Genomic DNA, 25,612 nt, shown 5'->3' with positions numbered 1-25,612 from the left:
CTGCCAGAAGCGTTATTACGCCTGATTCTGCGGTCCGTCGACGGGGATCGTGAACGCGAACGTCGACCCCTCGCCGGGCTCGGAGTCGACCCAGATGCGACCGCCGTGGCGCTCGACGATGCGCCGACAGAGCGCCAGTCCGATCCCCGTGCCTGGGTACTCGTCGCGGCTGTGGAGCCGCTGGAACACCCGGAAGACGCGATCGGTCTCGTCCGGATCGATGCCGATCCCCTCGTCTTCCACGGAAATTTCCCACGTCCGGCGATTTCGCTCGACGGCGACGTGGACCCGCGGCGGCTCGTCCCCGCTGTACTCGAGGGCGTTCGACAGCAGGTTCTGGAACAGTTGCCGCAACTGGCTGTCGTCGCCCTCGACGGTCGGCAGCGACTCCGTCGTGATCTCCGCGTCGGTGTCCTCGATCTTCACCTGTAGGTCCGTCAGCACGTCCTCGAGCACGTCGTCGAGGTCGACGGGCTCGAACGGATCGCCCTGCGAGTCGATCCGCGAGTACGCGAGCAGTCCGTCGATCATCTCGCGCATCCGCTCGGCGCCGTCGACGGCGAACTCGATGAACTCCTCGGCGTCCTCGTCCAACTCGTCGACGTACCGGTCCTCGACGAGCTGGAGGTAGCTCGAGACCATCCGCAGGGGTTCCTGGAGGTCGTGGGAGGCGGCGTACGCGAACTGCTCTAACCGTTCGTTCGACTCCTCGAGGTCGGCGACCGTCTCGTTGAGCCGGCGTTCGTACTGTTGGCGCTCGATTCCGGTCGCGAGGAGCGTCGCGGTGCTCTCGAGGAAATCGACGTCGTGGTCGGCGAACTCCCGCTCCTGATCGTCGTAGACGGCCAGTACGCCCCACGGATCGTCCGCGGGACCGATCGTGACGCCCATCCCACTCTGAATGCCGGTGTCGGCCAGCACTGACGACCGTTCGACCCTGTCGTCGGCCGCGAAAGATTCGACCACGATCGGCTCGCCGTCGGCGAGCGTTCGCTCCGCCAACAGCGCCGGCTCCGACGAGGACAACGCGGGCGTCGTCTCGTTCTCGAGCAGCGCGTCGGAGCAACCGACGCTCGCGCGGACGGCGAGACCCGGAGCGTCGCCCGGCGACGGGTCGGTCTCCAGCACGAGACAGCACTCGACGTCGAGCGCCGTTTCGATCAGCCGAGTCGCCTTGTCGAGCAGGTCGTCGACGTCCGGGTTCTCGAGCGCGTAGCGGCCGAGATAGTTGACCGACTCGAGTTGGACGACCTTCTCCGTCAGCGCCTGCTCGGCGGCTTTGCGCGGTGAAATATCTCGGAAGAGGCCGACGAAGTAGCGGTCGCCGTCGTACGTGAAGTCGTTGAGCGAGACGGCAAGGGGCACCTCGTGGCCCGCCTTGTGCTGGCCGGGAAGTTCGACGTAGGTCCAGTTCAAGTGTCGCTCGCCCGTCTCGAGATAGCGCTGGAGCGCGTCGAGGTGGGTTTGCCGAAGGCGAGGTGGGATGATATTGACCTTGCTCGAGCCGACCAGTTCGTCGGGCGTGTAGCCGAGGATCCGCTCGATGGCCGGATTGGCGTACTGGATATCGCTGTTCGTGTCGAGGACGATAATTCCGTCAGGCAGCGCCTCGGCCAGCGCCTGAAACGTCTTCCCGTAGGTGAGGTCGGGTTCCGAGACGGTCGCCGTCGCGCTTGGCCGGCGGTCGACGATGCCGCCGAACTCCCGCTCGTCGTCGGGACCCGGGAAGACCTCGAGGTGGAGGTCGCAGGAGATGTACGACTCGCCTTTCGTCCGCAGCGAGACGGGGATCGACACCGGCTCCGCGCCACTTTCGAGGAGTGCTGCCGCGTCGGTCTCGGCTTCCGATTCGCTCTCCGCATCCGTCGCGACGAGGCCCTCGAGAATGTCGTCGTCGTCGGTGACGAGGTCCGTGATCGACGCGCCTTCGAGTTCCGATCGGCCGTAACCGGTCAACGACGCGAACGCGTCGTTGACGTCGGTGATAACACCGGTTTCCGTCGCGCGGAAACCGGCGATGTCGGCCGCCGCGAGAAGCGCGCCAATCCGACGCGGACTCGAACCCGCAGAGTCGCTCTCGTGGTCCGTGTCACTCGTCGGCGGCGTCGAAGGCGGCCCGGATTCCATCGCCGAAGTTTCGGCATAAGTGAGGATAAGGGCTGCGGTGACTCGCCGTATTTGTTCGGTTCATTTTATAGAATTGAACCGTTTCACCTCCCGTTTATATCGTCTCAGACGATTATTGAGCGCAGTTGACCGCAACCATCACCGCTCAGTCCCAGAACGACTGGGTCCGGGCGTACTCGCGCTCCTTCGAGAGGATGTCCCGGTAGAACTCGTCCTCGTTCTCGCGGAGCTTGTTGATGATCTGGGCGGCGTTGTGCGGCCCGACGCCGCGGGCGGCCATCGCGGTGACGGCCCGCTTGCCGTGACTCTGGACCAGGCTCGCGGCGCGGTAGGCGCGCTCGGTCATCCGCTCCTGTTCCTCGTCTTTCTCCGCCGCTCGGACCGCCTGCACGACCTCCTCGGCCCACGGGTTCAGCGACGCGATCCGAGTCGAGCCGCACTCGGGACACTCGGGCTGGTCCGAGACTCGCTTGACCTTCGTCTTGACCTTCCAGTCCTTGCAGTGGGTACACAGCAGGATGACCCGGTCGTTCTGCAGGCGCTCCCTGACCGTCTCGATGACGCTCGCGTCGGCGTTCTCCGGCGCGAGCAATTCCTTCCCCGAAGACGAGCGCCCGCCTTGTCCGACCGGCGTGCGGCCGCGTTGGGTGACCAACTCGAGCTCGCCCGACTGGATCCCCGCGAGCACCGCGCTCGCCCGCTCGATGTCCAGATCCTCGTGGAACACCTCGCGGACCGCCTCCTCGTACATCGGCGTGTCCTCCAGCGCCGCGAGCAGGCGCTCGTTGGAGATCCGGCCCGAGCCCTGGCCCTGCCAGCGCTTGAGCGCGCCGAACTTCGCGGAGACCTGCGCGAGCCGGAACGCCAGGGCGTCGGAGTTCTTGAGCCCGAGCTCGACGATCGTCTCGACGTGATCCGGGTCGGTGTCCTCGAGCACCTCGACGACGTCGCTGGTCGCGATCGAACTCGGGACCTCGAGTTCGATCCGGTAGGGGTCGGTCTCCAGTCCCACGGAGGAACCGGCCCGCTGGCCCAGCAGCGCCGAGAGCACGCGGCCCAGCGTTTCGTTGGCCGTGTGGCCGAAGCAGGCGTTGAGCACGATCGTCCGGCCCTGTCGCTCGAGGACGATCCGGTCGGCCGTCGGCATCGGCGCCTCGGCTTCGATCTGTTTCTCGAGTTGGTCGCAGGCCTCGGTGAGCGTGTACTCGTCGGCCGGATACCGGTGGGCGAGTTCGCGGCCGACGGCGGCCGCGTCGGCACCCGTCTCGAGTTGGGGCTGTGCGACGGCCCGGATCTCGCCGACCTCCTGGGCGACCGCTGCGGGGACCGGAATCTCCTGTCCGATCCAGGAGGGCACTTCGCCGGCGGGGTCCTCGATCGGGCTGACCTTCACCTTTCCCTCTTCGTCGTCGATCTCGGCGATCCGCCACATCTCGCCGCGCTGGACGAACACCTCGCCCGGCTGGGCGAAGTTGACGACGAACCGCTCGTCCAGGGTGCCGATCTGCTGGCCCGATGCGATGTCGTGGACCTCGTAGGTCTCCTCGTCGGGGATCATCGAGAGGTTCGCGTAGACGTACTGCCAGGTCCCGCCGGTCGTCTCGAGGCGATCCTCCCCCTCGTCGAACCAGACGATCCGATTGCGGTGCAGTTCCGAGCAGATCTCGCGGAGCGTCTCCTCGGGGAGGTCACGGAACGGGTACGCGCGCGTGACGGTGTCGTAGGCCTCCCGGAAGCGGGTGTCGCCGCGGCTCTGGACGATCCCTGGGATCTGGTTGGCGACGACGTCCAAGCTGCCCTCGTGGATCGCCGCCGGTTCGACCTCGCCCTCGCGGGCGCGGCGGGCGATCGCGAGCGCCTCGAAGGTGTCGTCCGGCCGGGTCGTGACGATGGTGCCGCTCGAAACCTCGTCCTGACGGTGGCCGGCACGGCCGATCCGCTGGAGCAGGCGCGTGACCTGCCGCGGGCTCTTGTACTGGATCACGTGGTCGACGCGGCCGACGTCGATCCCGAGTTCCATCGAGGACGTACAGAGCAGCCCGTCCAGTTCGCCCGTCTTGAACCGATCCTCGACCTCGATCCGGGCCTCCTTCGAGAGCGAGCCGTGGTGGACGCCGATCGGGAGGTCCAGTTCCTTGAACCGCGATCCCAGCGCCTCGGCGGTCTGGCGAGTGTTGACGAAGATCAGCGTCGACTCGTGGTCGGCGACGACGTCGCGGATCAGCCGGACGTGGCTGGCCGTGCTGGCGTCGGTCATCAGCGTCCCCGACAGTTCCTTGTCCTCCTCGGTGATCTCGGGCTGACGGACCGCCACGTCGACGTTGCTCCCGACGTCGATCTCGCGGATCTCGCAGGGGCGGCCCCCGGTGAGGAACTGGCCGACGTCCTCGGGGTCGCCGACGGTCGCCGACAGGCCGATCCGCTGCATCTCGCCCGCGAGGTCGTGCAGTCGCTCGAGACCGATCGCCAACTGCGCGCCCCGCTTCGAGGCGGCGAGTTCGTGGACCTCGTCGATCACGACGTGGGAGACGTCCTGCAGGGCCTCGCGCAGGCGCTCACCGGTGAGCATCGCCTGCACCGTCTCGGGGGTCGTGATCAGCACGTCCGGCGGGTTCTCGGCCTGCTTCCCCCGCTGGTACTGGGTCGTGTCGCCGTGGCGGACGTCGACCTCGAGGCCGAGGTACTCGCCCCACCACTCGAGGCGCTCGCGCATGTCGCGGTTCAAGGCCCGCAGCGGGGTGACGTAGAGCGCGCCGAACCCCTCGGGTGGCCCGTCGTCGGCGACGAGGTGGTCGAACACGGGGAGCATCGCCGTCTCGGTCTTGCCGCTCCCGGTGGGCGCGATCACGAGCGTGTTCTGCCCCGCGGCCAGCGGCGGAATCGCCAGCCGCTGGGGCGCCGTCGGCGTCGAAAACCCGCGCTCGGAAAGCGCCCCGCGAACCGTCGAACCGAGGTGCGTAAAGGCCGCGACGTCCCCGTCAGTCATCGATTTCTCGTAGGGGCGAGCGACGCATAAGGTCCACGCTCCGCCCCCGGTTCAACGAACGGGAGCGTTCACGACTCGCCGCTTTCGGCGTCTTCGTCGGAGTCCGCCGTCCCCTCGTCGACCAGTTCGTCGACGACGTCCTCGTCGACGGCCATCTCCCCCGGCTCCGGAATGTTTTCGTCGGCCCGCTCGGAGATCTCCTCGGCCGAGCGCTCCTCGTCGGTGATGTCGACGTTGGTCTCCGCGTCGTCGATCACGTCGGTCGTAGCGTCGGCGTCGGCCCCGGTCTCGGCGTCGGAGTCGTCGAGACCGGTAACGTCGGCGTCCGATTCGGCCGCCGACTTCGCGTCCTCGGTCGGCGGCCCCTCCTCGCTCCGGTCGATTTCCTTCTCGTCCCGGTCGCCGATCGGAATCTTCTCGAACTCGTCGGGGACGTCCGCGTACCGCGAGACGGCGTACACGACGGCAGCGAGCCCCAGCGAGAGCAACAACAGCTTCCGCGCGAGGCCGCCGCCCGAGGCGCCATTGCCCGGCGGTGCAGTCGCTCGCGCGGATCGCTCGCGCGTTCGTGTGGTCGACGGAAGGCGCATCGGGACCCCTACTCTCCCGCCCCGGAAGTCGATTCGGGGTGGCAACGCAAGGGGTCGACCGCCCCGAACCGGCGTCGAAACCGGGCCGTAACTGCGGTAGGGACCGCCTTCCGACCGGGTATGCGATTCATAGCTACAGGGGAGGGGTCAGTACTTCGACCAGATGACAGTTATCGATTCACGACAGTCACCGATTCCGACTGATCGCTCACCGGAACTGTCCGCACGCTCGAGACGACGTACCGTAACCCTCTGCGCTGCGGCAGGTGCTCCCACCAGTGGATCGGGAGGGACGGACGGTCGGAACCGTTCGACCCTCGCACCGCAATCGCTCGAGACGACCGCTCCGGAGGCCAGCGCGAGGTGAGACGAATGCGGAACTTCTTCCCGCGAGGTGCGGGGAACGGGCGCACGCGGACTGCACTCGTTCTCGCGGCCCTCGTCGTGGTCAGTAGCGTCGCGACGGTCGGCGTCGCCGTCGGGGCGACGACCGGTGCGAACGCCGTCGATGCCGACTCGAGTCCGCAGGCGAACGCCGCCCTCCAGCAGAACGTCTCGGAAAGCGAGTTCGCCGTGTCGGCTCCCGAGGAGGGCGACCCCTACTTCGAGGCGAAGGCGGACGACAACCGGTGGATCAGCTACATCAACCCGCGCGACGAGTACCGCTCCCCGTACCTCGGCAACGGCTCGGGGAAGATCTGCGTCTCGCTGTTCAACGAGGCCGGGCAGGTCGTGTCCGGCGAGAGCGTGCCGAACACGACCGTCACCGTGCCGACCGGCGAGTCGATCGACTGGCACTCCCACGCCGACCCGGTGACCGTCGAGTACCCGCTGACCGAGCACTACGATCGGCCGCTCGACGCCGACCAGTTCGGCACGAGTCCCGACGTCCCGCAGGGCGACGGCTACATGGACGCCCACTGTATCGAAATCCACGGCCTGCCGGAAGACGGCGGAGAGGTGCAGTACGGCGAGGCCGAAATCGCCGGCGAGCACGCGGACGATATCGAACTCGTCGGCTACGTCCAGCAGGCCCACGACACCTGGGACACCGACGTCGACCCGATCGAGGACGCCGAATCCTACGAGGAGGCCGGCGGCGGCTGGACGTACTACCCCGACCGCTCGCACGGCCAGGTCGTCGTCGTGCTCCAGCTCGACGGCGACAAAGATATCAGCCTCGACGAGTCGACCGACGACGAGACGGCCGCCACCGACGGCGACGAGAACGCGACGAACTCGAGCGGCGACGAGGGGAACGAGAGCGAGAACGAGTCGGCAGAATCGACCCCGTCCGATGCGAACGGAACCGACGAGAGCGACGACAGCGGCGATGCCAGCACGGGCGACGGACTGCCCGGCTTCGGCGCGGTCGCCGCGGTCGTCGCGCTGAGCTCCGCGATGCTCGCGCGGGTCGTCGGTTCGCGGTCGTCCTGATCCGCCGATAGCGCGGTCGTCCTCCCCCTCGAGACGGCCGGTTCGGTGCGGCTCTCGAGCGCGGCCGGAACCAATACCAATTAGGTTTTGACGATCGCAGTGAGACTCCCGACAATGGCGCCCGCTGACCCGGACGACGATCCGCGCGTACCCGTCGTGTGTCCCGAGTGCGAAACGACCTCCCGCGTGCCGCTGACCGATCTCGCCGAGACGGTCGAGCGACACAACGATCAACTCCACGACGGCGAAGACGTCGCCGAAGTCGATCCTGACGTCGCGGACCACATCGCCGACCTGATCGCGACGGAACTCGGCCTCCTCGACGACGCCGAGTAACGGTCGCGCCGCCGGACGGGAGAACGGCGAGTCCGCTCTCGTCGTAACGCGTCGGCGATCGTTTTGACCGCTCGTTGGAGTCGCCCCGCCGTCGCCGTCGTTTTGACGTTCTCACTTCCTGCGAGTCGTCACGGCACCGTCTTCGTCGGGCCGGTCGTCGACCCGAGCGCCGGTCCTTTCGCGTCCATACGGCCGCGATCCGGGGAACGGCCGAACGACGATTGGCCCTGCAACTGCAACGCGAGAACTCTCCTCGAAACGGATAATTCGATCCAAATTTCTCGAGATCGGACGGATAATTCAGTGGGAAGGTTTATGATCGTATACCCACCTTCGAACGGGTATGGCACGGAACGAAGCGACCGACGTCGATGCCGAACTGGACGATGCGTCGACCGAGCGAGCGGACGGGTGGAACGCGAGCGCGAGTCCGGACGCGACCGAGACGGCTCCCGCCACGATTATCGCAACCGACGGGGCCGACCGAACGGACGAGACCACTTTCCCCAACGAAGTGACCGTCGTCGGCCACGGCGCGCCCTCGAGTTTCGAGATCACGGTCGACGGCGCGATCGACGCCGCCGGCGCCCGCGAGACCACGGTCGTCTCCGGAACGACCGTCGAAGGGACCGTCGAAACCGGAACCGTCGCGTTCCGCTTCGACGGCGACCTCGTCGACGTAACCTTCGTCGACCGCAAGATCACGGGCCACTCGCCCGCGGCGGCGCCGAACGTCCACGTGGATTACGGCACCGCGGAGTAGGTCCCGGCCGCCTCGAGCCCCGAAAACGGATCGTTCTTACCGCAGACGCGCGTAGTCGCCCGTATGACCGACCCCGCCGACTGGATGGATCCGGTGGACGACGACATCCTCGAGTTGCTGTGCGAGGACGAGGTTTTCGAGCCGAGTCAGATCAGGGACGAAGGGATCTGCCGGGGGCCGCACGCGGCCTACCGATGCCGCGAACTCGCGGAGCGCGGCCTGCTGGAGAACCCGATGACCGGCGTCTACGACATCACCGACCTCGGCGAGCGGTACCTCGAGGGCGAGGTCGATCCCGCGGACCTCGAGGCGAACGAGGAGTAGTCGACTCCTGGCGGCCGACTCGAATCGTCCTGCAGCTACGCGTCTGCGTCGACGGCCCCGGGCGCGTGCTCCGCGAGGAAGTCGACGAGTTCGTCACCGCCCACGAAGCCGTCCGCGAGCCGGGCGACGGGTTCGCCGTCTCGAAAGAGGAGCAGCGACGGGACGGACTCGATATCGAACCGGTCGACCAGTCCGAGATCGTCGCCGGGATTGAGCATCCCGATCGGAACGGCGGTCGACCGGGCGACGTTTCCGAGCACCGGCTCCATCGCCTGACACTTCGGACAGCCGACCGTGTAGAACTCGACGAGCGCTACGTCGTACCGGTCGACGAACGACTCTAGCTCGGCTCCGTCCGCGAGTTGCGTCGGTTTCGGCGTGGCGTCGCTCATAGACGAGGGAGGGGCGCCGGACGGATATCGATATCGGCGGCGCGGGCGGCCGGCTGGCGGCGCGGTTCGCCCCGACAATCGCCCATTCGACCAATACTTATACTCTTGATACGGATTCGGGTGCCCACTTTGGAATTGTTCCGGACGGACCGGCGCGGTACCGGACGCGTACAGGATCTATAATCATCACAGATAGGACATTTATGCGTCGAACGCCTAGGGACCTCCGATGACGGAATCCGGCACTCACAAGGCGGCAGTGCGTCGAAAATCGACGTTATTCTGCCGGACGTGCGACCACGCCAGTCCGATCGACGGGGACTGGCGTCGTCGCGAGCGCGGCGAGACCGTCGTCTACGTCTGTCCGGTCTGCGAGACGCGGATTACGGAACGACCGCGTCGCGACGACGGCGACGACCGCCAGTCCGACGGCGGCCGGTCGAACGCGGCTGCCGAAAATCGTCGCCGTCAGGCGCTCGAGTTGATCTACAGCTAGCGTTCGGGCTACAGTTCGCGATCCAGTATCCGCAGCTCGCTCGCGGAGAACGGCCGATTCATTGGCTGTTCACGCATATTCAGACGAATGTAAACCCCGTTCCGACCACCATCGCGAACATTCTCAAATTTTGCTCCCGTTTTGCGAACGGAATTCACATCGAACCCGGCTATCGGATGTTGGAAGCGTACGATTGAATATTTCTGATCCGATCTGAGTATATTCGCCCACAACAGTAGAGCTTTAATAGTAGAATCCATTGGCTTACTCGAGTAGAAGATGACAGGTGACAACCTGACCGCTGCGGAAGAAGAAGTACTGGAGAAAATCGAGGAGGAAGACGTCGACTTCCTCCGCCTGCAGTTTACCGACATTCTGGGCACGGTCAAGAACGTCGCCGTGCCGGCCCGGCAGGCCGAGAAGGCCTTCACCGAGGGGATCTACTTCGACGGCTCCTCGATCGAGGGCTTCGTCCGCATTCAGGAATCGGACATGCGCCTCGTCCCCGATCCGGACACGTTCGCGGTCCTCCCGTGGCGCAACGACGAGGAAAGCGCCGCGGCCCGGATGATCTGCGACGTCTACGACACCTCCACGGGCGAGCCCTTCGAGGGCGACCCGCGCCGCGTGCTGAAGAACGCCCTCGAGCGCGCCGAAGACATGGGCTACACCGTCAACTTCGCACCGGAACCGGAGTTCTTCCTCTTCGAGGAAGACGAAGACGGGAACGCCACGACCGAGACCGGCGACCACGGCGGCTACTTCGACGTCGCGCCCAAGGACCTCGCCAGCGACGTCCGCCGCGACATCATCTACGGCCTCGAGAGTATGGGCTTCGAGATCGAGGCGAGCCACCACGAGGTCGCGAAGGGGCAACACGAGATCAACTTCGAGTACGACGACGCGCTGTCGACGGCCGACAACGTCGCCACCTTCCGGATGGTCGTCCGCGCGATCGCCGCCCAGCACGATCTGCACGCCACCTTCATGCCGAAGCCGATCCCGCGCATCAACGGCTCCGGCATGCACACCCACCAGTCGCTGATGACGACGGACGGCGAGAACGCGTTCCACGACGAGGACGACGAGTTCAACCTCTCGGACACCGCCCACTCCTACCTCGCCGGCATCCTCGAGCACGCGCCGGCGATCACGGCGGTCGCGAACCCCACCGTGAACAGCTACAAGCGCCTGGTGCCGGGCTACGAGGCGCCGGTCTACGTCGCCTGGTCGGACCGCAACCGCTCGGCGCTGGTCCGCAAGCCGGCCGCCCGCGTCCCGGCCGCGAGCCGCATCGAACTGCGCTCGCCGGACCCGTCCTGTAACCCGTACCTCGCGTTCGCCGCCATGATCCACGCGGGGCTGGACGGCATCGAGCAGGACCTCGAGTGTCCCGACCCGATCCGCGAGAACATCTACGAGTTCGACGACGAGAAGCGAGAAGAGTACGGCATCGACACGCTGCCGTCGAACCTCGGCGAAGCCGTCGAAGCCCTCGAGAACGACGAAGTCATCTACAACGCGCTGGGCGAACACGTCGCGCCCAAGTTCGTCGAAGCGAAGAGCCAGGAGTTCGAGGAGTACCTCGTCGACGTCTCCCAGTGGGAGATCGATCGCTACCTCGAGAAGTACTAACACTAACTCGGCAGCCTCCGCGATTCAGGTTCACAGTCACACCGACTTTACGCGTCGGTTTCCGTCGCGGCTCTCGACGATGCGGTTCGATTTCGTCGGCTCCGCGCTCGAGGACGGCTCGCACTCGCAGTTCGCCGTTCGTCACCAGTCACTCGCCGTTTGCGGTTCCGTTCATTGTTCGTCCTTTTTTAGCGGCACCCGGTCGCCGGAGAGCACTCGTCGCTCGAGCACCGAACTCGACGCAGACATAGTGCTACTCGTCACCGAACCCAGTCACGCCAACCCTGTCACGCCGTAACGACGTAGTTCGAGCCGTCCTTCTCGACTATACCGACCCGTATCAGGGACCGTAGCACGCTCAATAACGTGATCTTCTTCAGCGCCAGCGTCTCCCGAAGTTCGTCGATCGTCGCGCTCCCCGTCGCCGCGAGGTAGACGTACACGAGTTTCGCCTGCGTGGACTCGATACTCTCGGGAACGGGTCCGATCCGTGCTGTTTCCGCGGAGCGGTGCTCCTGTGTCTGCATTGTCACGTGAACGAACTCCGCGCTGGTATATAAGCGTGTACTGCGCTTGAATATAAATCCGATATCAGGTGTTAATAGTTGGTATATCAACGGTGGCTCGAGCGCCGCGGGCCGGCTGCGTGTTCGACACAGGTTCCGCAACCGGCGCCCATTTTATCGCTCGCGACGAATCGCCGATCCATGGCCGACAACGACCGGCCGCGTCCGCCGGCCGCGCTCGAACCGTCGCTTCGCGAGTCCCTCGTCGAACTCGCGAAACGCGACCCGGAGGCACTGCCCGCGGTCGCGGCGTACGCGGAGGATCTCGCTGCGTGGGTCGAAGCGGAACGGAACGGTAGCGACTCGAGTGACGGTGATTCCGACGACGACAGCGACAACGGCGGCTACCCGCCGGGGGTTCCCGAACGCGCGACCGTCACGGTCACCGAGATCGCGGGGACGAAATACCGGTACTACCAGTGGCGCGAGGACGACGAGATCAGATCGGAGACCGTGGAACTGTCGGCCGACGACGCGATCCGCAGCGTCGACTAGCCGCTCAGCGAACCGGTCAGGCCTCGCCGTAGACCGGCACCGCGGCGCCGCTGGTCACCGCCGCCCCGTCGCTACAGAGGAAGGCCATCACGTCCGCGATCTCGGCCGGCTCGACCCAGGCCCCGTGATCCGCGTCCGGCATCATTTCCCGATTCGCCGGCGTGTCGATCACGCTCGGCATCACGCAGTTCGCGCGAACGGTCCCCTCGTTCTCCTCGGCGAGCGTCTCCGTGAGAATCCGGATGCCCGCCTTCGTGATGCGGTACGGCCCGTCGCCTTCGCCGCCCTCGAGCGAGGAGCGGGCGCTGACGCTGACGATCGACCCCTCGTTTTCCTGCAGGTGCGGCAACGCGTGTTTCGACGCGAGAAACGCCGTCTTCAGGTTGACGTCGACCAGCAACTCGAACTCCTCGAGGTCGGTCTCCTCGATCGGATCGCCGCCCGTCCAGGTGCCGGCGATGTTCAGCAGGTGGTCGATCCGACCGCGATCGTCGACGATCGACGCGACGAGTTCGGAGACGTCGGACTCGTCGGTGAGGTCGGCCTCGTAGAAGTGGGTCTTCGAGTCGGGCTCGAGCAGGCTGTCCTCCGCGTCGGGGGCGACGACGTCGACGGCACAGACCGTCGCGCCGGCAGCTCGGAAGCGGTCGACCGCGGCGCTCCCGAGCGCGCCGCTGGCGCCGGTGATGACGGCGACGGTGTCGTCGAAGTCGACGGTGAACGATTTGGCGGTTGCCATAGGCGGCCCTGCAACGGCAGAGGGGATCAATGGCAGGGGTCAAACGAACGGAAACGGAGACGGCGGCCCGATTCGATTGTAGACTCGATCGACTCGGTCGGTGATCGATTCGACCGTCCGACTACGCCATCGGCGGCAGCGCAGCGCGCTGGAACCAGAACTCCGCGATCGTCTCGACCATCGAGGAAAACTCGTCGGGATCGGTCGGTTTGGTGAGGTAGGCGTTTGCGGCGAGCTCGTAGCTCTCGAGGACGTCCTCGTAGGCCTCTGAACTCGTCAACACGAGGACCGGGAGCCGAGCAAACGCGGGCTCGTCCTGGATCGCCTCGAGGAACTCGAGTCCGCCCATTCGCGGCAGGTTGAGATCGAGCAGGACGAGATCGGGGAGGGGTGCCGTCTCGGCCTGTCGGTCCTGGAGCAGGGTTAGCGCGTCGTCCCCGTCGGTAACGACGCACAGCGTGACCTCGGTCGGGAGGTCCTTGAACGCTTCCTGAATGAGCCGGACGTCGCCGGGATTGTCCTCGACCAACAGAATTTCGACGGGTTCGGTTAGCCGACCGCTCATACGAGGTCACCACAAGCAGGTCTAGGGGAAGATGGAACGGAGGACATCGAATTAGGCACTTGGATTGTGGTAGTAACGGTATGGGTTTAAGAGTACTTGCTAAAGGCTTTGGAACTGGCAATCAGTCGAGCCGTCGGAAATTGCCTGCGAAGATCTCCGGTGGATCTTATCAACAGAAATGGGGAGTCTACCGGGGGAGACCGGAGGGGGGTTATAACGATATTCGAGCCGTTTTGAGCGGTGAATGCGAGTGATCGCACACCGCGGGTTCTCCGCAACGGCTCCCGAGAATACGATCGCGGCGATCCGGTCGGCGGCCGACCGAGCGGACGCCGTCGAGTTCGACGTTCGACGCTGTGGCTCCGGCGAACTCGTCGTCGTTCACGACGAAACGATCGACCGCGTCACCGGCGGCGTCGGCACCGTCGTCCACAGTTCCCTCGAGGAACTCAAGACCCACACCGTCCTCGAGTCCGGCGAACGGATTCCGACGCTCGAGGAGACGATCGCTGCGCTCCCATCGGACGTGGTGGTCAACCTCGAGATGAAGGAACTCGGGATCGCTGCGGACGTTCTCGAGGCGATCGAGGATCTCGAGAACCGCGTCGTCACGACCTCGTTTCTCGTCCCGGAACTGCGGACGATGCGCGACCTCGATTCCGGCCAGCCGACGGGTCTGCTCGCCAACCGTCACCTCGAGAACCCGGTCACGACGGCGGTCGAACTCGGCTGTGACGTCATCGGCGCGAACTGGTGGCGCTGCCTGACGACGCGGCTCGTTCCCCGGGCGAAGGCCGTCGGCCTCGAGGTCCACTCGTGGTCGATCGAACGGCGGCTGGTGGCGAAACTGCTCGAGCGGCGGGGCGTCGATTACGTTTCCGCGGATCGACCGATCCGTCCCTGAGCTATGCAGAGTCACCGACGGTCGTCACCGAGACCGTCCGCGTTCGCGGCCCGTCGCACTCGACGAACAGGATCGATTGCCACGCGCCGAGCGCCAGTTCGCCGTCCGTAACGGGTATCGTCACGTCCGGCCCGATCAGCGTCGCGCGCAGGTGCGAGTCCGCGTTGCCGTCCAGTTGATCGTGGGCGTGGCCTTCGTCAGGCACGAGTTCCGAGAGATACGACTCGAGGTCCTCGCGGAGCCGCGATTCGTTCTCCTGAACGACGAGCCCCGCGGTCGTGTGCTCGACGAACGCCGTGCAGGTGCCCGACTCGAGGTCGTCTGGAACGGCTGCCGCAATCTGGTCGGTGACCTCGACGGTCGTGAGTCGCGCGTCGGTGTCGACGGTGAATTCCGTCCGCATACGCGGGCGAACGCGGGCCGGCGGTCTGATAGTTACGGTTCAGCGCAGTCGATCGCGCGCCTGTGCGGCCCACTCCCGAACATCGGGGTCGGGATCGGTGCGCTCGAGATCGGCGAGTATCGCGCGTACGTCCTCGAGCACGTCGGGTGTATCAGTCTGCTCGAGGGGGCCGTCAGCCCCGTCGGCCACGCGGGCGAGCGCGAGCGCGGCGTTCGCCCGCACTGTCGCATCGTCGCTCTCGAGAGTCGGAACGAGCGCATCGACGCGGTCGACGAGCGCGCCCGGTCGCTCGTCGGCGATGGCCGCCAGACTCCGACAGCAATCGGCCGTCGCCGGGTGCGACGGCCGTTCGGTCGCGAACGAGACGATCTCGTCCGCGGACGGTGCGACGTCGGCGGCCGACTCCTCGGCCAGTTCCGCGAGGCAGTAGGCGACCGCCTCGTGGTACTCGAGGTCCGGCCGCTCGAGCAGCGTTCGTAACTTCGAGACGGTCGGGATACAGGCCTCGGGACGATCGTCGACGTGAGCCCGGATCGTCCGAACCGCCTGTCGCTGTACGTCCGCGTCCGTTGCGTCGAGTTGTGCGAGGACCGCCGGCAGGTTGAACTCCGCGTCCGCGTCGCCGTGTAGCGTCGGACTCGAACTCGAGCCCCCACTCGAGTTCGAATCCGCAGCCGCGTGCGAGTCCGCGGAGCGGTGGAGTTGTGCGCTGCCCTCGCCCCCATCCCCATCCATAACATGCGCTCCATATCCTATCGGCGGTAAAAATCTTCTGTCTGTTTAATTCACGGATAGCTGAAAGAAGCGGACGGGCCGGAAGTCAATCGGCCGTTCAGGCGAGCCAGTTCTCGGGTTTCGTGTCGTAGTCGACGTCGTCTGCCGAGAGGTGCTCGACTTCCTCCCACGGTACGTCCTCGACGGTGACCTCGTCGCCGTCGTAGCGGATCAGTTTCCCGCGCTCTTGGGCCTCGGGTTCGCGGTTGCGACGCTTCGCGACCTCGATGTCGTGCTCGTCGACCTCCTTGACGATCGTCAGCAGGTTCACCGGCCGGCCCCAGAGCTCGAAGATGCGCTTCAAGGTCTCCTTGGCCTTCCCGAGGTCGAGCATGACGCCGTTGTACTGGTGGCCCAGCAGCAGTTCGTTGGCGTTGTTGTAGTTGCCGTCGTAGACCGCGATCGTCGGCTTCCCGAAGTTGGTGAACTGCAGGAGCAACTTCTTCTTGACATCCTCGGCGGCGTCGCTGGCGACGTGGAACTGCCCGGTCGCCTGCGAGTGCTCGTAGGTGAAGTAGTTGTTTTCCGTGATGAACTCCTCCGTGAGGAACTCGTCGAGGAAGGTGACGTCGTTGTGGCTCTCGCGGATGTCGAACATCCGATCCCAGCCCGCGGCGAAGTCGACGTCCTCGAGCGCTTCCTCGACCGACGAGTACCGGGCGTCGTCGAACAGGTAGCGGCCGATCCGCTCGAGTTCGTTCTGGTTGACCCGCGAGAGGAAGCCGCGGTTCTGGCGCTTGACCAGCGAGTAGTGGCGCCGAGCCAGTCCCTCGTAGGTCAGCACCTTCCAGGGGTACTTTTCGACGTCGATCTCGCCCTCGCGGGCCTTCTCGAGGGCCTCGCGGTCGACCCACTCGTCAGGGACTTCCTCGAGCGAGTCCAGCGTCTCGGGGGTGATAGTGTCGATCGGTTCCGGAGGCTCGAGCGTTTCGAGAACGTCGTCGAAGTCGACGACGTCGGCGAGGTTGCGCCACGAGATGCCCTCGACGCGCAGCAGGTGCTCGAGGACTTCGCGGCGGTTGGTGGTGTTCTCGACGTACTCCCACAGCTCCATGCCGAGGCTGTAGGGGTTCAGGCCGCCGGACGCGAGGACCTTCGCCATGTGGTCGGCGTAGTTCATGAACTCGTCGTCGCCGGCGAAGGTCTCGTCGGTCATCATCGTCGACTCCCAGTAGGCGGCCCAGCCCTCGTTCATCACCTTCGTCATCTTCTGGGCGGCGAAGTAGTACGCCTCCGCCCGCATCATGTCGAGCACGTCTCGCTGCCACTCCTCCATCTCGACGGCCCGTTCGGCGTCGTCGTCGTACCGCTTGCCGTGTTCGCGAACGAACGCGAGGATGTCTTTTTCGGGCTCGTCGGGGAACGTGACGCCGCCGTCCTCGCCCTCGAGTTGCTCGAGCCACTCCTCGTCGAACACCTCGCCTTTGATCTCGTCGGAGAGGTTCAGTTCGTCGAGTTTCTCCGCGAGGTCGTCGTCCAAGTCCTCGAGTTCGTCGCCCGGACCGTCGACCTCGAGGCGACGCTGGAAGACGCGGTGCTGGTCGATGTTGTCCTCGAGCGAGAGGCAGTGGTCGATCCACTTTTCGACCTCCGCGCGGTCGATGTCGGGGTCGGACATGTAGTCGTCGATGGCCCGCGCGTGGCGCTCGAGCATCGCGGCGGCGTTGACCTGCTCCTCGTCGGCCCGGCCGCTGGTAAAGAGCCCGAACCACTCGTTGTTCGCGAAGAAGTCCGAGTGGGCCTCGACGTGGGTGATGACGGCCTTCTGGTCGGCCAGCGTGTTCGACTCCTGGAGGAACGCGTGGGCCGGATTGTCGTTGTTGACGATCTCGAAGGCCTTCCCGCCGCCGTACTGGCCCTGCTTGCGCTGCTTGTCGTACTGCATGCCCCACCGCCAGTGCGGGTAGCGGCTCTGGAAGCCGCCGTAGGCGATGAGTTCGTTCATCTCGTCGTAGTCGATGATCCAGTACTTGACGGGGTAGGGTTCGAGGCCGAGCTTCTGAGCGAGGTTGCGGGCCTCTTCGACCGGTTCCTCGAGGTCGGTAGCGATCGCCTGTTTGCGGAAGCGATCGGCGTTGGAGTTGGATTTACTCATCGTCATCACTCTCCGTCGAGAGGATCTCGTAGATCGCGTCGGTCACGTCCGCCTCGCCGTTGACGTAGGCCACCGCAACCTCGTCGTCGTCCGTGCCGAAGTGGCGCTCGAGCTCCTCGGCGTGGGTGGCGTTGATCGCGTTGCCGCTGGGCTGGGTCTCGACGTAGGCGTGGAGGTTCGCCGGAATCTGCTCCATCATCGGGATGACTCGCTCCTCGGTGTCGTTCGAGGAGTTCTCGGAGTCGCCGGCCGCGAAGACGTAGCGGTTCCAGTCGCTCCAGGGGTACTCCTCGAGCAGTTCGGCGGCCAGTTCGTACGCGCTCGAGATCTTCGTGCCGCCGCCGCTGCGGATGCCGAAGAACTCCTCGCGCTCGACCTCCCAGGCCTCGGCGTCGTGGGCGATGTAGACGAACTCGGCGTTGTCGTACTTGCCCTGGAGGTACCAGTCGAGCGGCGTGAAGGTGCGCTCGACGAGTTCCCGCTTCTTCTCGCGCATCGAGCCGGAGACGTCGCGGATGTTGACCACGACGACGTTCTTCTCTTTCTCCTCGATGATCTCGGGGTGGCGGTAGCGCTCGTCCTCGCGGCGGAAGGGGACGTGGTCGATCCCCTCGCGGCGGATCTTCTGCTGGACGTCCTCGCGCTCGACGTTGTTCTCGACCTCCTCGATCGAGGCCCACTTCCCTCGCTCATCGTCGGGGATGTCCTTGTAGGCCTCTTCGATCCAGGCCATCGAAACCGGCAGGTTCTCGCCGCGGGCCCACTCGAAGACGTCGCGGGGTTCGATGCCCTCGACCTTGCAGAGTTCGCGGAGGAACTCCTCGTCGAAGTCCATCGCCAGCTTGCGCTTGAGCCCCTCCTTGAACATCCGCTCGAAGTCGAGCGTGCTGTTGGGGCCGGTCCGCGTGAGGTCGGTGAAGGGACCCTCCTTCTCCTCGACGACCTTCTTGCCCTTCGGATCGAGGTCGAGTCCGAGTTCCTCGTCCAACTCCTGGGCGAACTCCTCGGGGTCCATCTCGTAGTACTCGTGCTCGCCGCCCTCCTCGCCGGGTTCGCCGTCCTCGTCACCGTCGCCGTCTCCCGGCTGGGGTTGGGGCTGGCCGACCGGCTGGCCGGTGTCGGGCGTGTCGCCGTCGCCCTGCCCGACGCCGCCCTTGTCGCGCTGATCGTACTCGAACTCCGGCAGCGAGACGATCTTCACCGGGATGTTGATCTGTCCGGGGCCGCTGCCCCCGAGGTCGCCGTACTGGATGAAGTCGGCCAGATCCTCACGGCGCTTTTCGCCCACTTCGCGGAATCGTTCGAGATCGTCTCTCAGTCCCATCTGTAGCTCACCTGTCCCATGACGTGTCTGCTTGTCAGTTCGGCCGACGCCTCGGAGTACCCGAAGAGGTCGACCATCGTCTCGATCGTATCCTCCTTGATCGCCGCCGTCTCGGTGCCGCTCGGCGGGTCGTCCCACTGGCGGGGGTCGAAGTCCTCGAAGGTCCGCTTGACGTCGTCCCAGTCGTGGCTCTCGAGGACGGTCTTGATCACCGGGATCGCGGTGAGGTCGACGTCCTCGACGGAGAAGTCCTCGTTGCGGTGCTCCCAGGCGTGGCGGTTCAAGGAGGTGATCACCTTCTCGCGGCGGAAGTTGCGGACGCTCTCGCGGGGGAGGTTCCCCTCGTACTCGTCCTCGGAGAACCGCCCGAGGTGCTCGACCTCGAACAGCTTCATCTTCAGCGGGTCCGGCTCGACGCGCTCGCCGCGGTCGTTGTACAGCGGCTCGTCGGTCTCCCACGCGTAGACGTGCTCGACGTACTCGGCGACGGTCTCCTCGTCGACCCGCTTGTCGTGCATGATCGCCTCGATGACGTCTGACTCCTGCCGGTCGTAGATGTAGTTCTTCACCGGAACGACGCGGTTCTCGAACTCCGAGCGCTCGCCCGTCGAGAAGACCGGCGCCTCGGCCAGCCCCTCGGCCATCGCGTTCAACACGTCGCGGGGCATGACGACGTCCTCGACCGCCAAGTCGGGGTGGTGGCGGTCCCGATCAGTCTGCAGGAGTTCCGCCAGGGTATCCCGCGTGTACGTGACCGGAATCCCGTGGTCGCCGTCGTTGTTGTCGTCGTCGAAGTCGAACTCCTCCTTCTCGCGGCGGGTGTCGCCCTCCTGTAAGTAGCCCTGATCGTAGATCAAGGCCTTATCCACGAGGTCGAGCCCGTTCGGCAGGTTCTCCTCGTCCAACCGCGTGACGACCGCGTACAGCGCGGCCGCCTCGAGCGCGTGCGGTGCGAACTCCTCCACCGTCGTCTCGCCGGCCTGGTTCTTGACCGCGACCGTCACCGGCGCGCGGATCCGGTCCTCGAGTTCGTCGTAGCTTTCCGCCTCCCAAACCTCCGTCTCGTTGGTCAGCTCGCGCCGGATGAGCTCGGACTCGAGGCTGAGGTTCGTCAGGTAGCCGAAGCGGTGCTTGTCGAGTCGCCGCTTCAACGCTTTCAGCGGGTCCATCCCGTTGCGGTCGGCGTGCTGATTGAGCTGGGCCTCGAGGTCGGGGTTCGAGATGATCAGCATCTGCGTGTCGACGTCCATCCCGATCCCCTTGTCCAGCTTCACGGACTGCTCGTCGGGCACGTTCAGCAGCTTCTGGAGCAGGTCGGCGTGTTGGGCCGCGTCCTCGACGATCGTGAGGACGCCGTTGCCCTGCGAGAGCACGCCGTCGTAGCTGAACGCCTGCGGGTTCTTTCGCCCGCGCGAATCCAGTTCCTGGAGCATCCCGTGCATCCACGAGCCGACGAGCCGTTCCTTGGGCTGGCCCTCGTCCTCGCTGTGGAGGACGCCGACGCCCTGGCCCACGTCGACCACGTAGTTCTTCACGCGCAGGTGCGCGTCGTCCGTGATCGCCGAGAACAGCGCTTCCTCGCCGTCCCGACGGTAGCGCTCCTCCAAGTAGTCGTACGCTTCCCGGGAGAACGGGTCGAGTTCCGCGTCGACCCGTACCGGGACGTGGTCGTCGAGTTCGGCGTTCAGATCCTCGAGGATGCCCTGGCGGACGTCCTCCGGGAACACCGACAGGGGGTGGGCCTGAACGGGACTCTCGTACCAGTTCTGGTCGTCGGTCGCGGTCGGATCGCCGCCGTAGCTCAGCCCGCGCTCGCCGGCCTCGGCGGTCGTAACGTTCCACTCGACGGTGTACCGCCGGCCCTCGGGCGTCTTGGAGTACTCGCGCAGTCCGTTGACCAGACAGCGCTTGAGTTCCGACTTTCCGGTGGCGGTGGGCCCCTCGAACCAGATGATCTTCTCGTCTTTCGCCCGGCCCGCGGCGATCGATCGGAGGTCGTCGACGAACCCGTTCAGCACCTCGGTGTTGCCGAGGATGGCGTGCTCGCCGTCGTTGTGCGGATCGTCGAAGAAGCGGTAGCGCTCCTTCTCCTCGCCCTCCTCGACCACCGTGCGCGTGCCGGCCGCCTCGATCGCCTCGAGCAGGTACTTCGAGGCGTGGGAGGCGATCGTCGGGTTCTCGAAGATCCGATCGACGTACGCCGCGAGGCCCATCGGCTCCTCGTAGGTCTCCTCGAGTTGGCGGTCGGCCTCGGTGACGTAGTCGCGTTCGGTCATGTTAGTCGTCCATCTCTGCCTTGGCGACCTCCGCGCCGGCGAACTCGAGTACTTCCTTGGCGCCGCCCTCGGAGTATCCCTGCTCCATCAGGGCGTCGATCCACGCGGACCGTTCGTCGTCGTCAAACTCGTTGGCCGAGACCAGCGCGGAGAAGTTGATGTTGTGCTTCTTGTCCTCCCAGAGTTTGCGCTCGAGTGCGCGGCGCAGGCGCTCGTTGTCCTGCGGGTTGAACGCTTCGCCCTCGCGGGCGCGCCGGGAGACCCAATTGCTCACTTCCTGACGGAAGTCGTCCTTGCGGTCCTCGGGGATGTCGAGTTTTTCCTCGACGGAGCGCAGGAAGGTCTCGTCGGGTTCCTGCTCGCGGCCCGTGAGCTCGTCCTCGATGGTGTCGTCGTCGATGTAGGCCATGACGTGGTCCATGTACTTCTCGCCCTGGCGCTGGATCTCGTCGACGTCGTACGCGAGGGCGTGGCGGACGTCCTCGATGGCCCGCTCCCTGTACTCCTCGCGGACCGTCTCGAGGTAGCGGTAGTACTTCTCGAAGTTGTCCTCCGGGATGGAGCCGTGGTGTTCGAGGTTCTCCTCGAAGAAGTTGAACACCGTCAGCGGCGAGAGGAACCCGCGCTGGCGGTGTTTGGAGTCCATGATAGCCTCGGCGATCTCGTCGCCGATGAACCGGGGCGAGACGCCGACCATGCCCTCGCCGATCTCGGCCTTCTGTTCGGCCTCCTCGCGGAGCTTCTTCACGTCGATGTCGTCGCCCTCGTCGATCTCGCCGTTGTAGGCTTTGGCCTTCGAGAGCAGATCGACGGTTTCGGCGTCGGGCTCCTCGATGCGCGTGAGGACGCCGAACAGGCCGGCCATCTCGAGCGTGTGGGGCTCGACGTTGATGTCCGGCACGTCGGCGTTGTTTAACATCTTCCAGTAGATCTGGGCCTCGTCCTCGTAGGAGAGGACGTACGGGAAGTCGATCCGCTTGGTGCGGTCGTTGAACGCCTCCATCTTCTCGTCGCCCTTCTTGTCCTTGTACTCGGGCATGTTGGTGCGGCCGACGATCACCTGGTCGATGTCGATCCGCGGGTTGTTCTTCGGCTTGATCGTCTGCTCCTGGGTGGCGTGCAGGAAGTCGTAGAGGAACTCCCGCTGCAGCTTCAGCAACTCCTCGCCGGAGAAGATACCGCGGTTGGCGTTACAGAACGCCCCCGAGTAGTCGAACGCGCGCGGATCGGATTCGCCGTAGATGGCGATCTTCGAGTAGTTGACGTCGCCGGTCAGTTCGGTCTCGTCCTGGTTCTTCTTGTCCTTGGGCTCGAACGTCTCGAGCGCCTGGCGCTTGTTCTCGTCGGCGACCAGTCGGATAATCTCGACGTGGTTCTCGAGGACCTGCTGGAGGTCGTCGTCGTAGTAGGCCAGCAGCTTGTCCATGTAGAACTCCGACTCGGGATCCAGCGCCTGGTCGTTCTGGATCGTGTAGGGCGCGTCTAAGTTCTCGTTGAGATCGTCGATGACCCGCTGGCGCTGCTCGAGCGGCAGCAGGACGAGCGGGTCCTGGTTCATCGGGGACCGAACCGTGTCGTCGGCCGGGTCCTGATCCTGGACGACGTCGCAGAGGTTCGTCCAGCGGAACGTGTACATCCGGCCCTCCTCGCGCAGAGTGTAATCCTCGAAGTAGCGGCGCACCTGCTTGTCGAAGTGGGACTTGCCGGAGCCGACCGGGCCGAGCAGCAGCTTGATACGCCGCTCGGGGCCGAGCCGGCGGGCGCCGGACTTGACCTTGTTGACGAACTCGTGGATCGACTGGTGGATCACCTTCCCGTAGAAGGTGTTCTCGCCGTCGTGCAGCGGGTCTTCGCTGGCCAGCAGGTACTCGACCATGCCCTCCGTCTCGTCGTAGGTCGTCCCGTAGTGGTCGAACATATCCGCAACCCGCTGGTGGGCGTTGCGGGCGATCTTCGGGTCCTCGTAGACTTCCTCTAAGTACCAGTCGAAGGACTTGGTTTCCCGCAGGTCCGCGGGCATCGATTCCTTGTATTCCGTGCTGAGCGTCTCGAGCGTCTCGATGTCACCGTTCATTGTATCAGTGCTCGTTGGGTGCTCCCCTGCCGTCGGGTTCTGTTGTGATCGCGCGGGGAGCGCGTCGTGGAGTGGGCAGCAGTCGACCGGCTGGAGCCTCGCGCGGCCGAACCGATTCCGGCGGTCCAGCCCGCCCGCTTCGTCGGGGGACCGGTCATCCGGCCCGCCCGTTCGACGACGTCACACGGTCGTCCCTCCTCGAGCGCGGCGCTCGGTGAGCGCGGACCCCGTCGGGCGGCGACGTGTCGTGTCATGTGTGATCGATCACCACTCGTCGTTGCGCAACGACCGGATCGGAGATCGTGCGCGACGTGCGCCGGGGACGGACGCAGAGTGGATCGGTCCGGCGATCGGATACCGATAGTATTTAATGAGTGAGTAATCCAGGTACTTAATCTTAGCCCCAAAAGGTATTTACCAGCAGTTAATTGCAGGCAAATCCTGCCAGAACCGTACACCGTCAATTGATACCACACCTCATTTTTTGAAGACGGGTGCCGTAAACGACGGGCCTGCACTGGCGTGGCGCGCTCGCGCGCGCTCGATTGCCTGGGCGCATACGTTAGTACCACTCATACGTTACTCCGCTTATATTTCGGGACGCGCTGCATCGCGTGAAATGCGGTCGCATGAGAGTGGGCCGGAGTAACAACGCTGTTCCCGGATCCTGCAAGCCCGGTAAGTCGGACGGCTAGCGGGACGTCGATCTCGCGGCAGAGAACGCTCGAGACCGGGAAACAGTCGTCAATCGCAGTCGCATCGTCCCGCGACGACGAGGCTTTAGGACCGGCGACGGTACGGCCGATATGGACGAACTGACGGACCTGCCCGATTCCTGGGCCGTCTGGTCTCGGGGCGACGACGGTCGCCTCGTCCTCGCGTACCGGCCCGACGTCTTCGACGCCGCCGAATTTCCCGCGCCCTGTCTGCCGACCCTGTACCTCACCCACGGCCGGCGAACCCGCCGCCCCGGGCGGAACCCGACCGACGCCACCGGCGCCAGCGACTGGTTCGTCACGCTCTACCTCGAGCCCGACGTCACGCTCGAGGACCACGACCGCTACCCGACGCGGGCGGAAGCGCTCGAGCGCACGGTCGAACTCGCGCGGGCGTTCGACGACGGGGAGATCGACTACCGGGGGCTGTACCAGGTGCCCCGCGAGCGGTACTTCGATCGGCTCGACGAACTGACGGGTCGCGGCGATGCGAAGACCGAATAGCGGTTCAGGATCCTGCGCCTCGAGCCTGTCGCTGGACGGGCCGGATAGGCGGACGTGAAGACGTCGCGTGACGAGGACGAGAGGCTTAACCGCGCGTGCCGACTACGCCGTGCTATGTCGACCGTCACGCTCATCGGCTCCCGCTTGGCCGAGCCCGGCACCGAATTCGTCTATCAGGGCGAGGCCGACGGCTGCGCCGGCTGTCCCTACCGCAGCCAGTGTCTCAATCTCTCCGAGGGCACCAAGTACCGCGTTACCGACGTCCGCGAAAAGGCGCAAACGCTGGAGTGCGCGATGCACGACGGCGGCGTCCGTGCCGTCGAAGTCGAGCCCGCCGCCGTCGAGGCGAACGTTCCGTCGAAGGGCGCGTTCGCGGGGAGTAAAGCGAGTCTGCAGGGTCCCTGCCCGTACGTCGAGTGTCCGAGTCACGAGTACTGCGAACCCGACGGCGTCGAATTCGACGAGGAGTACCGCATTCGGGAGATCCGCGGCGACCCGCCCCACGACGTCTGCCACCTCGATCGCTCGCTCGAGTTGGTCGAACTCGACGTCGACGACTGACGTCGACGGCGGACGGCCGCTCAAAACAAACGTTGTTGGCGCTACTTCTCGAGCGCGTCCTCGTCGAGCCAACTGCCCGCCCAGCACTCGATCTCGTCGAACACCGGCTCTAAGGACTTGCCCTTCTCGGTGAGGCTGTAGTAGGTCGCGATCGGCGAGTCCTCCTCGATGCGACGCTCGACGAACCCCATCTCGCCGAGGTCGTCGAGAACGCGCGACAGGGTGCGGGCGTTGGCGTCGGTCGAGCGCTTGAGTTCGTTGAACCGCTGCTCGCCGTCTAGCAGTTCGTGGAGGACCGCGAGTCGCCACTGCGAGCCGATCTGCTCGATCGACGCGATGACGGGACAGGCGGCGTCGTGGCCGTGCTGGTCGGCATCGCTCTCGTTCTCGCCGTCGCTGCGGGGAGTGGCCTCGTCGTCGCGGGATTTCGTCTGGGGGGAAGACATCTCGGTCGATCGTTCGTAGCGTCCCCATCCGTATAGCAGTTCGGATACGAACCAGCTAACATAGGGAAAGCTCCCGGATAGTTG

General features: G+C 65.4%; 24 protein-coding genes. 10 read left to right on the top strand and 14 right to left on the bottom strand.

Features of this window, described 5'->3' with window-relative positions:
- Positions 1 to 15 precede the first annotated feature (15 nt).
- The 3 genes from HALXA_RS11240 to HALXA_RS11230 form a co-directional block, all read right to left on the bottom strand.
- The gene (locus HALXA_RS11240) at positions 16 to 2,127 is read right to left on the bottom strand and encodes a PAS domain-containing sensor histidine kinase (RefSeq protein ID WP_013880481.1); all 2,112 of its coding nucleotides are present in this window, start codon (positions 2,125 to 2,127) and stop codon (positions 16 to 18) included.
- A 145-nt stretch (positions 2,128 to 2,272) separates the two neighbouring features.
- On the bottom strand, positions 2,273 to 5,113 hold the full coding sequence (locus tag HALXA_RS11235) for a DEAD/DEAH box helicase (RefSeq protein WP_013880480.1): 2,841 nt from the start codon (positions 5,111 to 5,113) through the stop codon (positions 2,273 to 2,275).
- A gap of 68 nt (positions 5,114 to 5,181) precedes the next feature.
- Positions 5,182 to 5,703 (bottom strand): hypothetical protein, encoded by a 522-nt coding sequence (locus tag HALXA_RS11230; RefSeq protein WP_013880479.1) that lies wholly within the window; start codon positions 5,701 to 5,703, stop codon positions 5,182 to 5,184.
- Between the two features lie 372 nt (positions 5,704 to 6,075).
- On the opposite strand from HALXA_RS11230, the gene HALXA_RS11225 reads away from it, so the two are divergent.
- The 4 genes from HALXA_RS11225 to HALXA_RS11210 all read left to right on the top strand — a co-directional run bounded on the left by HALXA_RS11225 (position 6,076) and on the right by HALXA_RS11210 (position 8,563).
- On the top strand, positions 6,076 to 7,140 hold the full coding sequence (locus tag HALXA_RS11225; protein WP_013880478.1) for a hypothetical protein: 1,065 nt from the start codon (positions 6,076 to 6,078) through the stop codon (positions 7,138 to 7,140).
- A 114-nt stretch (positions 7,141 to 7,254) separates the two neighbouring features.
- Complete coding sequence (locus tag HALXA_RS11220) at positions 7,255 to 7,476, top strand: hypothetical protein (protein WP_013880477.1); 222 nt, start codon at positions 7,255 to 7,257, stop codon at positions 7,474 to 7,476.
- A gap of 343 nt (positions 7,477 to 7,819) precedes the next feature.
- Positions 7,820 to 8,239, top strand: coding sequence for a hypothetical protein (locus HALXA_RS11215; RefSeq protein WP_013880476.1), 420 nt, complete (start codon positions 7,820 to 7,822; stop codon positions 8,237 to 8,239).
- A 63-nt stretch (positions 8,240 to 8,302) separates the two neighbouring features.
- On the top strand, positions 8,303 to 8,563 hold the full coding sequence (locus tag HALXA_RS11210) for a hypothetical protein (RefSeq protein ID WP_013880475.1): 261 nt from the start codon (positions 8,303 to 8,305) through the stop codon (positions 8,561 to 8,563).
- A 35-nt stretch (positions 8,564 to 8,598) separates the two neighbouring features.
- Here the strand turns inward: HALXA_RS11210 and HALXA_RS11205 are convergent, their stop codons facing one another.
- Positions 8,599 to 8,955, bottom strand: coding sequence for a thioredoxin family protein (locus HALXA_RS11205; RefSeq protein ID WP_013880474.1), 357 nt, complete (start codon positions 8,953 to 8,955; stop codon positions 8,599 to 8,601).
- 229 nt (positions 8,956 to 9,184) lie between these two features.
- On the opposite strand from HALXA_RS11205, the gene HALXA_RS11200 reads away from it, so the two are divergent.
- Both HALXA_RS11200 and glnA read left to right on the top strand, forming a co-directional pair.
- Positions 9,185 to 9,451, top strand: coding sequence for a hypothetical protein (locus HALXA_RS11200; RefSeq protein ID WP_013880473.1), 267 nt, complete (start codon positions 9,185 to 9,187; stop codon positions 9,449 to 9,451).
- A 279-nt stretch (positions 9,452 to 9,730) separates the two neighbouring features.
- Positions 9,731 to 11,086: a type I glutamate--ammonia ligase gene (glnA, locus tag HALXA_RS11195; protein ID WP_013880472.1), complete on the top strand. Its 1,356-nt coding sequence runs from the start codon at positions 9,731 to 9,733 to the stop codon at positions 11,084 to 11,086.
- Positions 11,087 to 11,373: 287 nt separating this feature from the next.
- Here the strand turns inward: glnA and HALXA_RS11185 are convergent, their stop codons facing one another.
- A complete protein-coding gene (locus HALXA_RS11185) occupies positions 11,374 to 11,613 on the bottom strand; it encodes a helix-turn-helix domain-containing protein (protein WP_013880471.1) in 240 nt (79 codons plus the stop codon).
- Positions 11,614 to 11,793: 180 nt separating this feature from the next.
- Here HALXA_RS11185 and HALXA_RS11180 point away from each other — a divergent pair, with 180 nt between their 5' ends.
- A complete protein-coding gene (locus tag HALXA_RS11180; RefSeq protein WP_013880470.1) occupies positions 11,794 to 12,147 on the top strand; it encodes a hypothetical protein in 354 nt (117 codons plus the stop codon).
- A 16-nt stretch (positions 12,148 to 12,163) separates the two neighbouring features.
- Here HALXA_RS11180 and HALXA_RS11175 read toward each other — a convergent pair whose 3' ends face one another.
- Together HALXA_RS11175 and HALXA_RS11170 are read right to left on the bottom strand one after the other, a co-directional pair.
- Positions 12,164 to 12,886, bottom strand: a complete 723-nt coding sequence (locus tag HALXA_RS11175; RefSeq protein WP_013880469.1) for an SDR family oxidoreductase — start codon at positions 12,884 to 12,886, stop codon at positions 12,164 to 12,166.
- A 121-nt stretch (positions 12,887 to 13,007) separates the two neighbouring features.
- Positions 13,008 to 13,451: a response regulator gene (locus tag HALXA_RS11170; protein ID WP_013880468.1), complete on the bottom strand. Its 444-nt coding sequence runs from the start codon at positions 13,449 to 13,451 to the stop codon at positions 13,008 to 13,010.
- A gap of 244 nt (positions 13,452 to 13,695) precedes the next feature.
- On the opposite strand from HALXA_RS11170, the gene HALXA_RS11165 reads away from it, so the two are divergent.
- Entirely contained in the window at positions 13,696 to 14,355 is a 660-nt protein-coding gene (locus HALXA_RS11165) for a glycerophosphodiester phosphodiesterase (protein ID WP_013880467.1), read from the top strand.
- 1 nt (position 14,356) lies between these two features.
- Here the strand turns inward: HALXA_RS11165 and HALXA_RS11160 are convergent, their stop codons facing one another.
- From HALXA_RS11160 to HALXA_RS11135, 6 genes are all read right to left on the bottom strand, one after another.
- A complete protein-coding gene (locus tag HALXA_RS11160; protein WP_013880466.1) occupies positions 14,357 to 14,758 on the bottom strand; it encodes a secondary thiamine-phosphate synthase enzyme YjbQ in 402 nt (133 codons plus the stop codon).
- Between the two features lie 39 nt (positions 14,759 to 14,797).
- Complete coding sequence (locus tag HALXA_RS11155; RefSeq protein ID WP_013880465.1) at positions 14,798 to 15,493, bottom strand: HEAT repeat domain-containing protein; 696 nt, start codon at positions 15,491 to 15,493, stop codon at positions 14,798 to 14,800.
- 97 nt (positions 15,494 to 15,590) lie between these two features.
- Complete coding sequence (locus HALXA_RS11150) at positions 15,591 to 17,627, bottom strand: SpoVR family protein (protein ID WP_013880464.1); 2,037 nt, start codon at positions 17,625 to 17,627, stop codon at positions 15,591 to 15,593.
- A complete protein-coding gene (locus tag HALXA_RS11145) occupies positions 17,620 to 18,951 on the bottom strand; it encodes a YeaH/YhbH family protein (protein ID WP_013880463.1) in 1,332 nt (443 codons plus the stop codon). The genes HALXA_RS11150 and HALXA_RS11145 overlap by 8 nt, the downstream gene beginning before the upstream one ends.
- Positions 18,942 to 21,227 carry a PrkA family serine protein kinase gene (locus tag HALXA_RS11140; RefSeq protein WP_013880462.1) on the bottom strand — a complete coding sequence of 762 codons (2,286 nt, stop codon included), beginning with the start codon at positions 21,225 to 21,227 and terminating at the stop codon, positions 18,942 to 18,944. The genes HALXA_RS11145 and HALXA_RS11140 overlap by 10 nt, the downstream gene beginning before the upstream one ends.
- Position 21,228: 1 nt before the next feature.
- The gene (locus tag HALXA_RS11135; RefSeq protein ID WP_013880461.1) at positions 21,229 to 23,301 is read right to left on the bottom strand and encodes a PrkA family serine protein kinase; all 2,073 of its coding nucleotides are present in this window, start codon (positions 23,299 to 23,301) and stop codon (positions 21,229 to 21,231) included.
- Between the two features lie 806 nt (positions 23,302 to 24,107).
- On the opposite strand from HALXA_RS11135, the gene HALXA_RS11130 reads away from it, so the two are divergent.
- Positions 24,108 to 24,521: a DUF5820 family protein gene (locus HALXA_RS11130; protein WP_013880460.1), complete on the top strand. Its 414-nt coding sequence runs from the start codon at positions 24,108 to 24,110 to the stop codon at positions 24,519 to 24,521.
- A 114-nt stretch (positions 24,522 to 24,635) separates the two neighbouring features.
- Complete coding sequence (locus HALXA_RS11125) at positions 24,636 to 25,082, top strand: UPF0179 family protein (protein ID WP_013880459.1); 447 nt, start codon at positions 24,636 to 24,638, stop codon at positions 25,080 to 25,082.
- Positions 25,083 to 25,123: 41 nt separating this feature from the next.
- Here HALXA_RS11125 and HALXA_RS11120 read toward each other — a convergent pair whose 3' ends face one another.
- Positions 25,124 to 25,528: a winged helix-turn-helix transcriptional regulator gene (locus HALXA_RS11120; protein ID WP_013880458.1), complete on the bottom strand. Its 405-nt coding sequence runs from the start codon at positions 25,526 to 25,528 to the stop codon at positions 25,124 to 25,126.
- Between the last annotated feature and the right edge of the window lie 84 nt (positions 25,529 to 25,612).

It is taken from the genome of Halopiger xanaduensis SH-6 (genome assembly GCF_000217715.1).
In the GTDB taxonomy this organism is placed as follows: Archaea; Halobacteriota; Halobacteria; order Halobacteriales; family Natrialbaceae; genus Halopiger; species Halopiger xanaduensis.
Note: the sequence above shows the minus strand (reverse complement) of the source record. Positions and strands in the feature narration are given on the sequence as shown.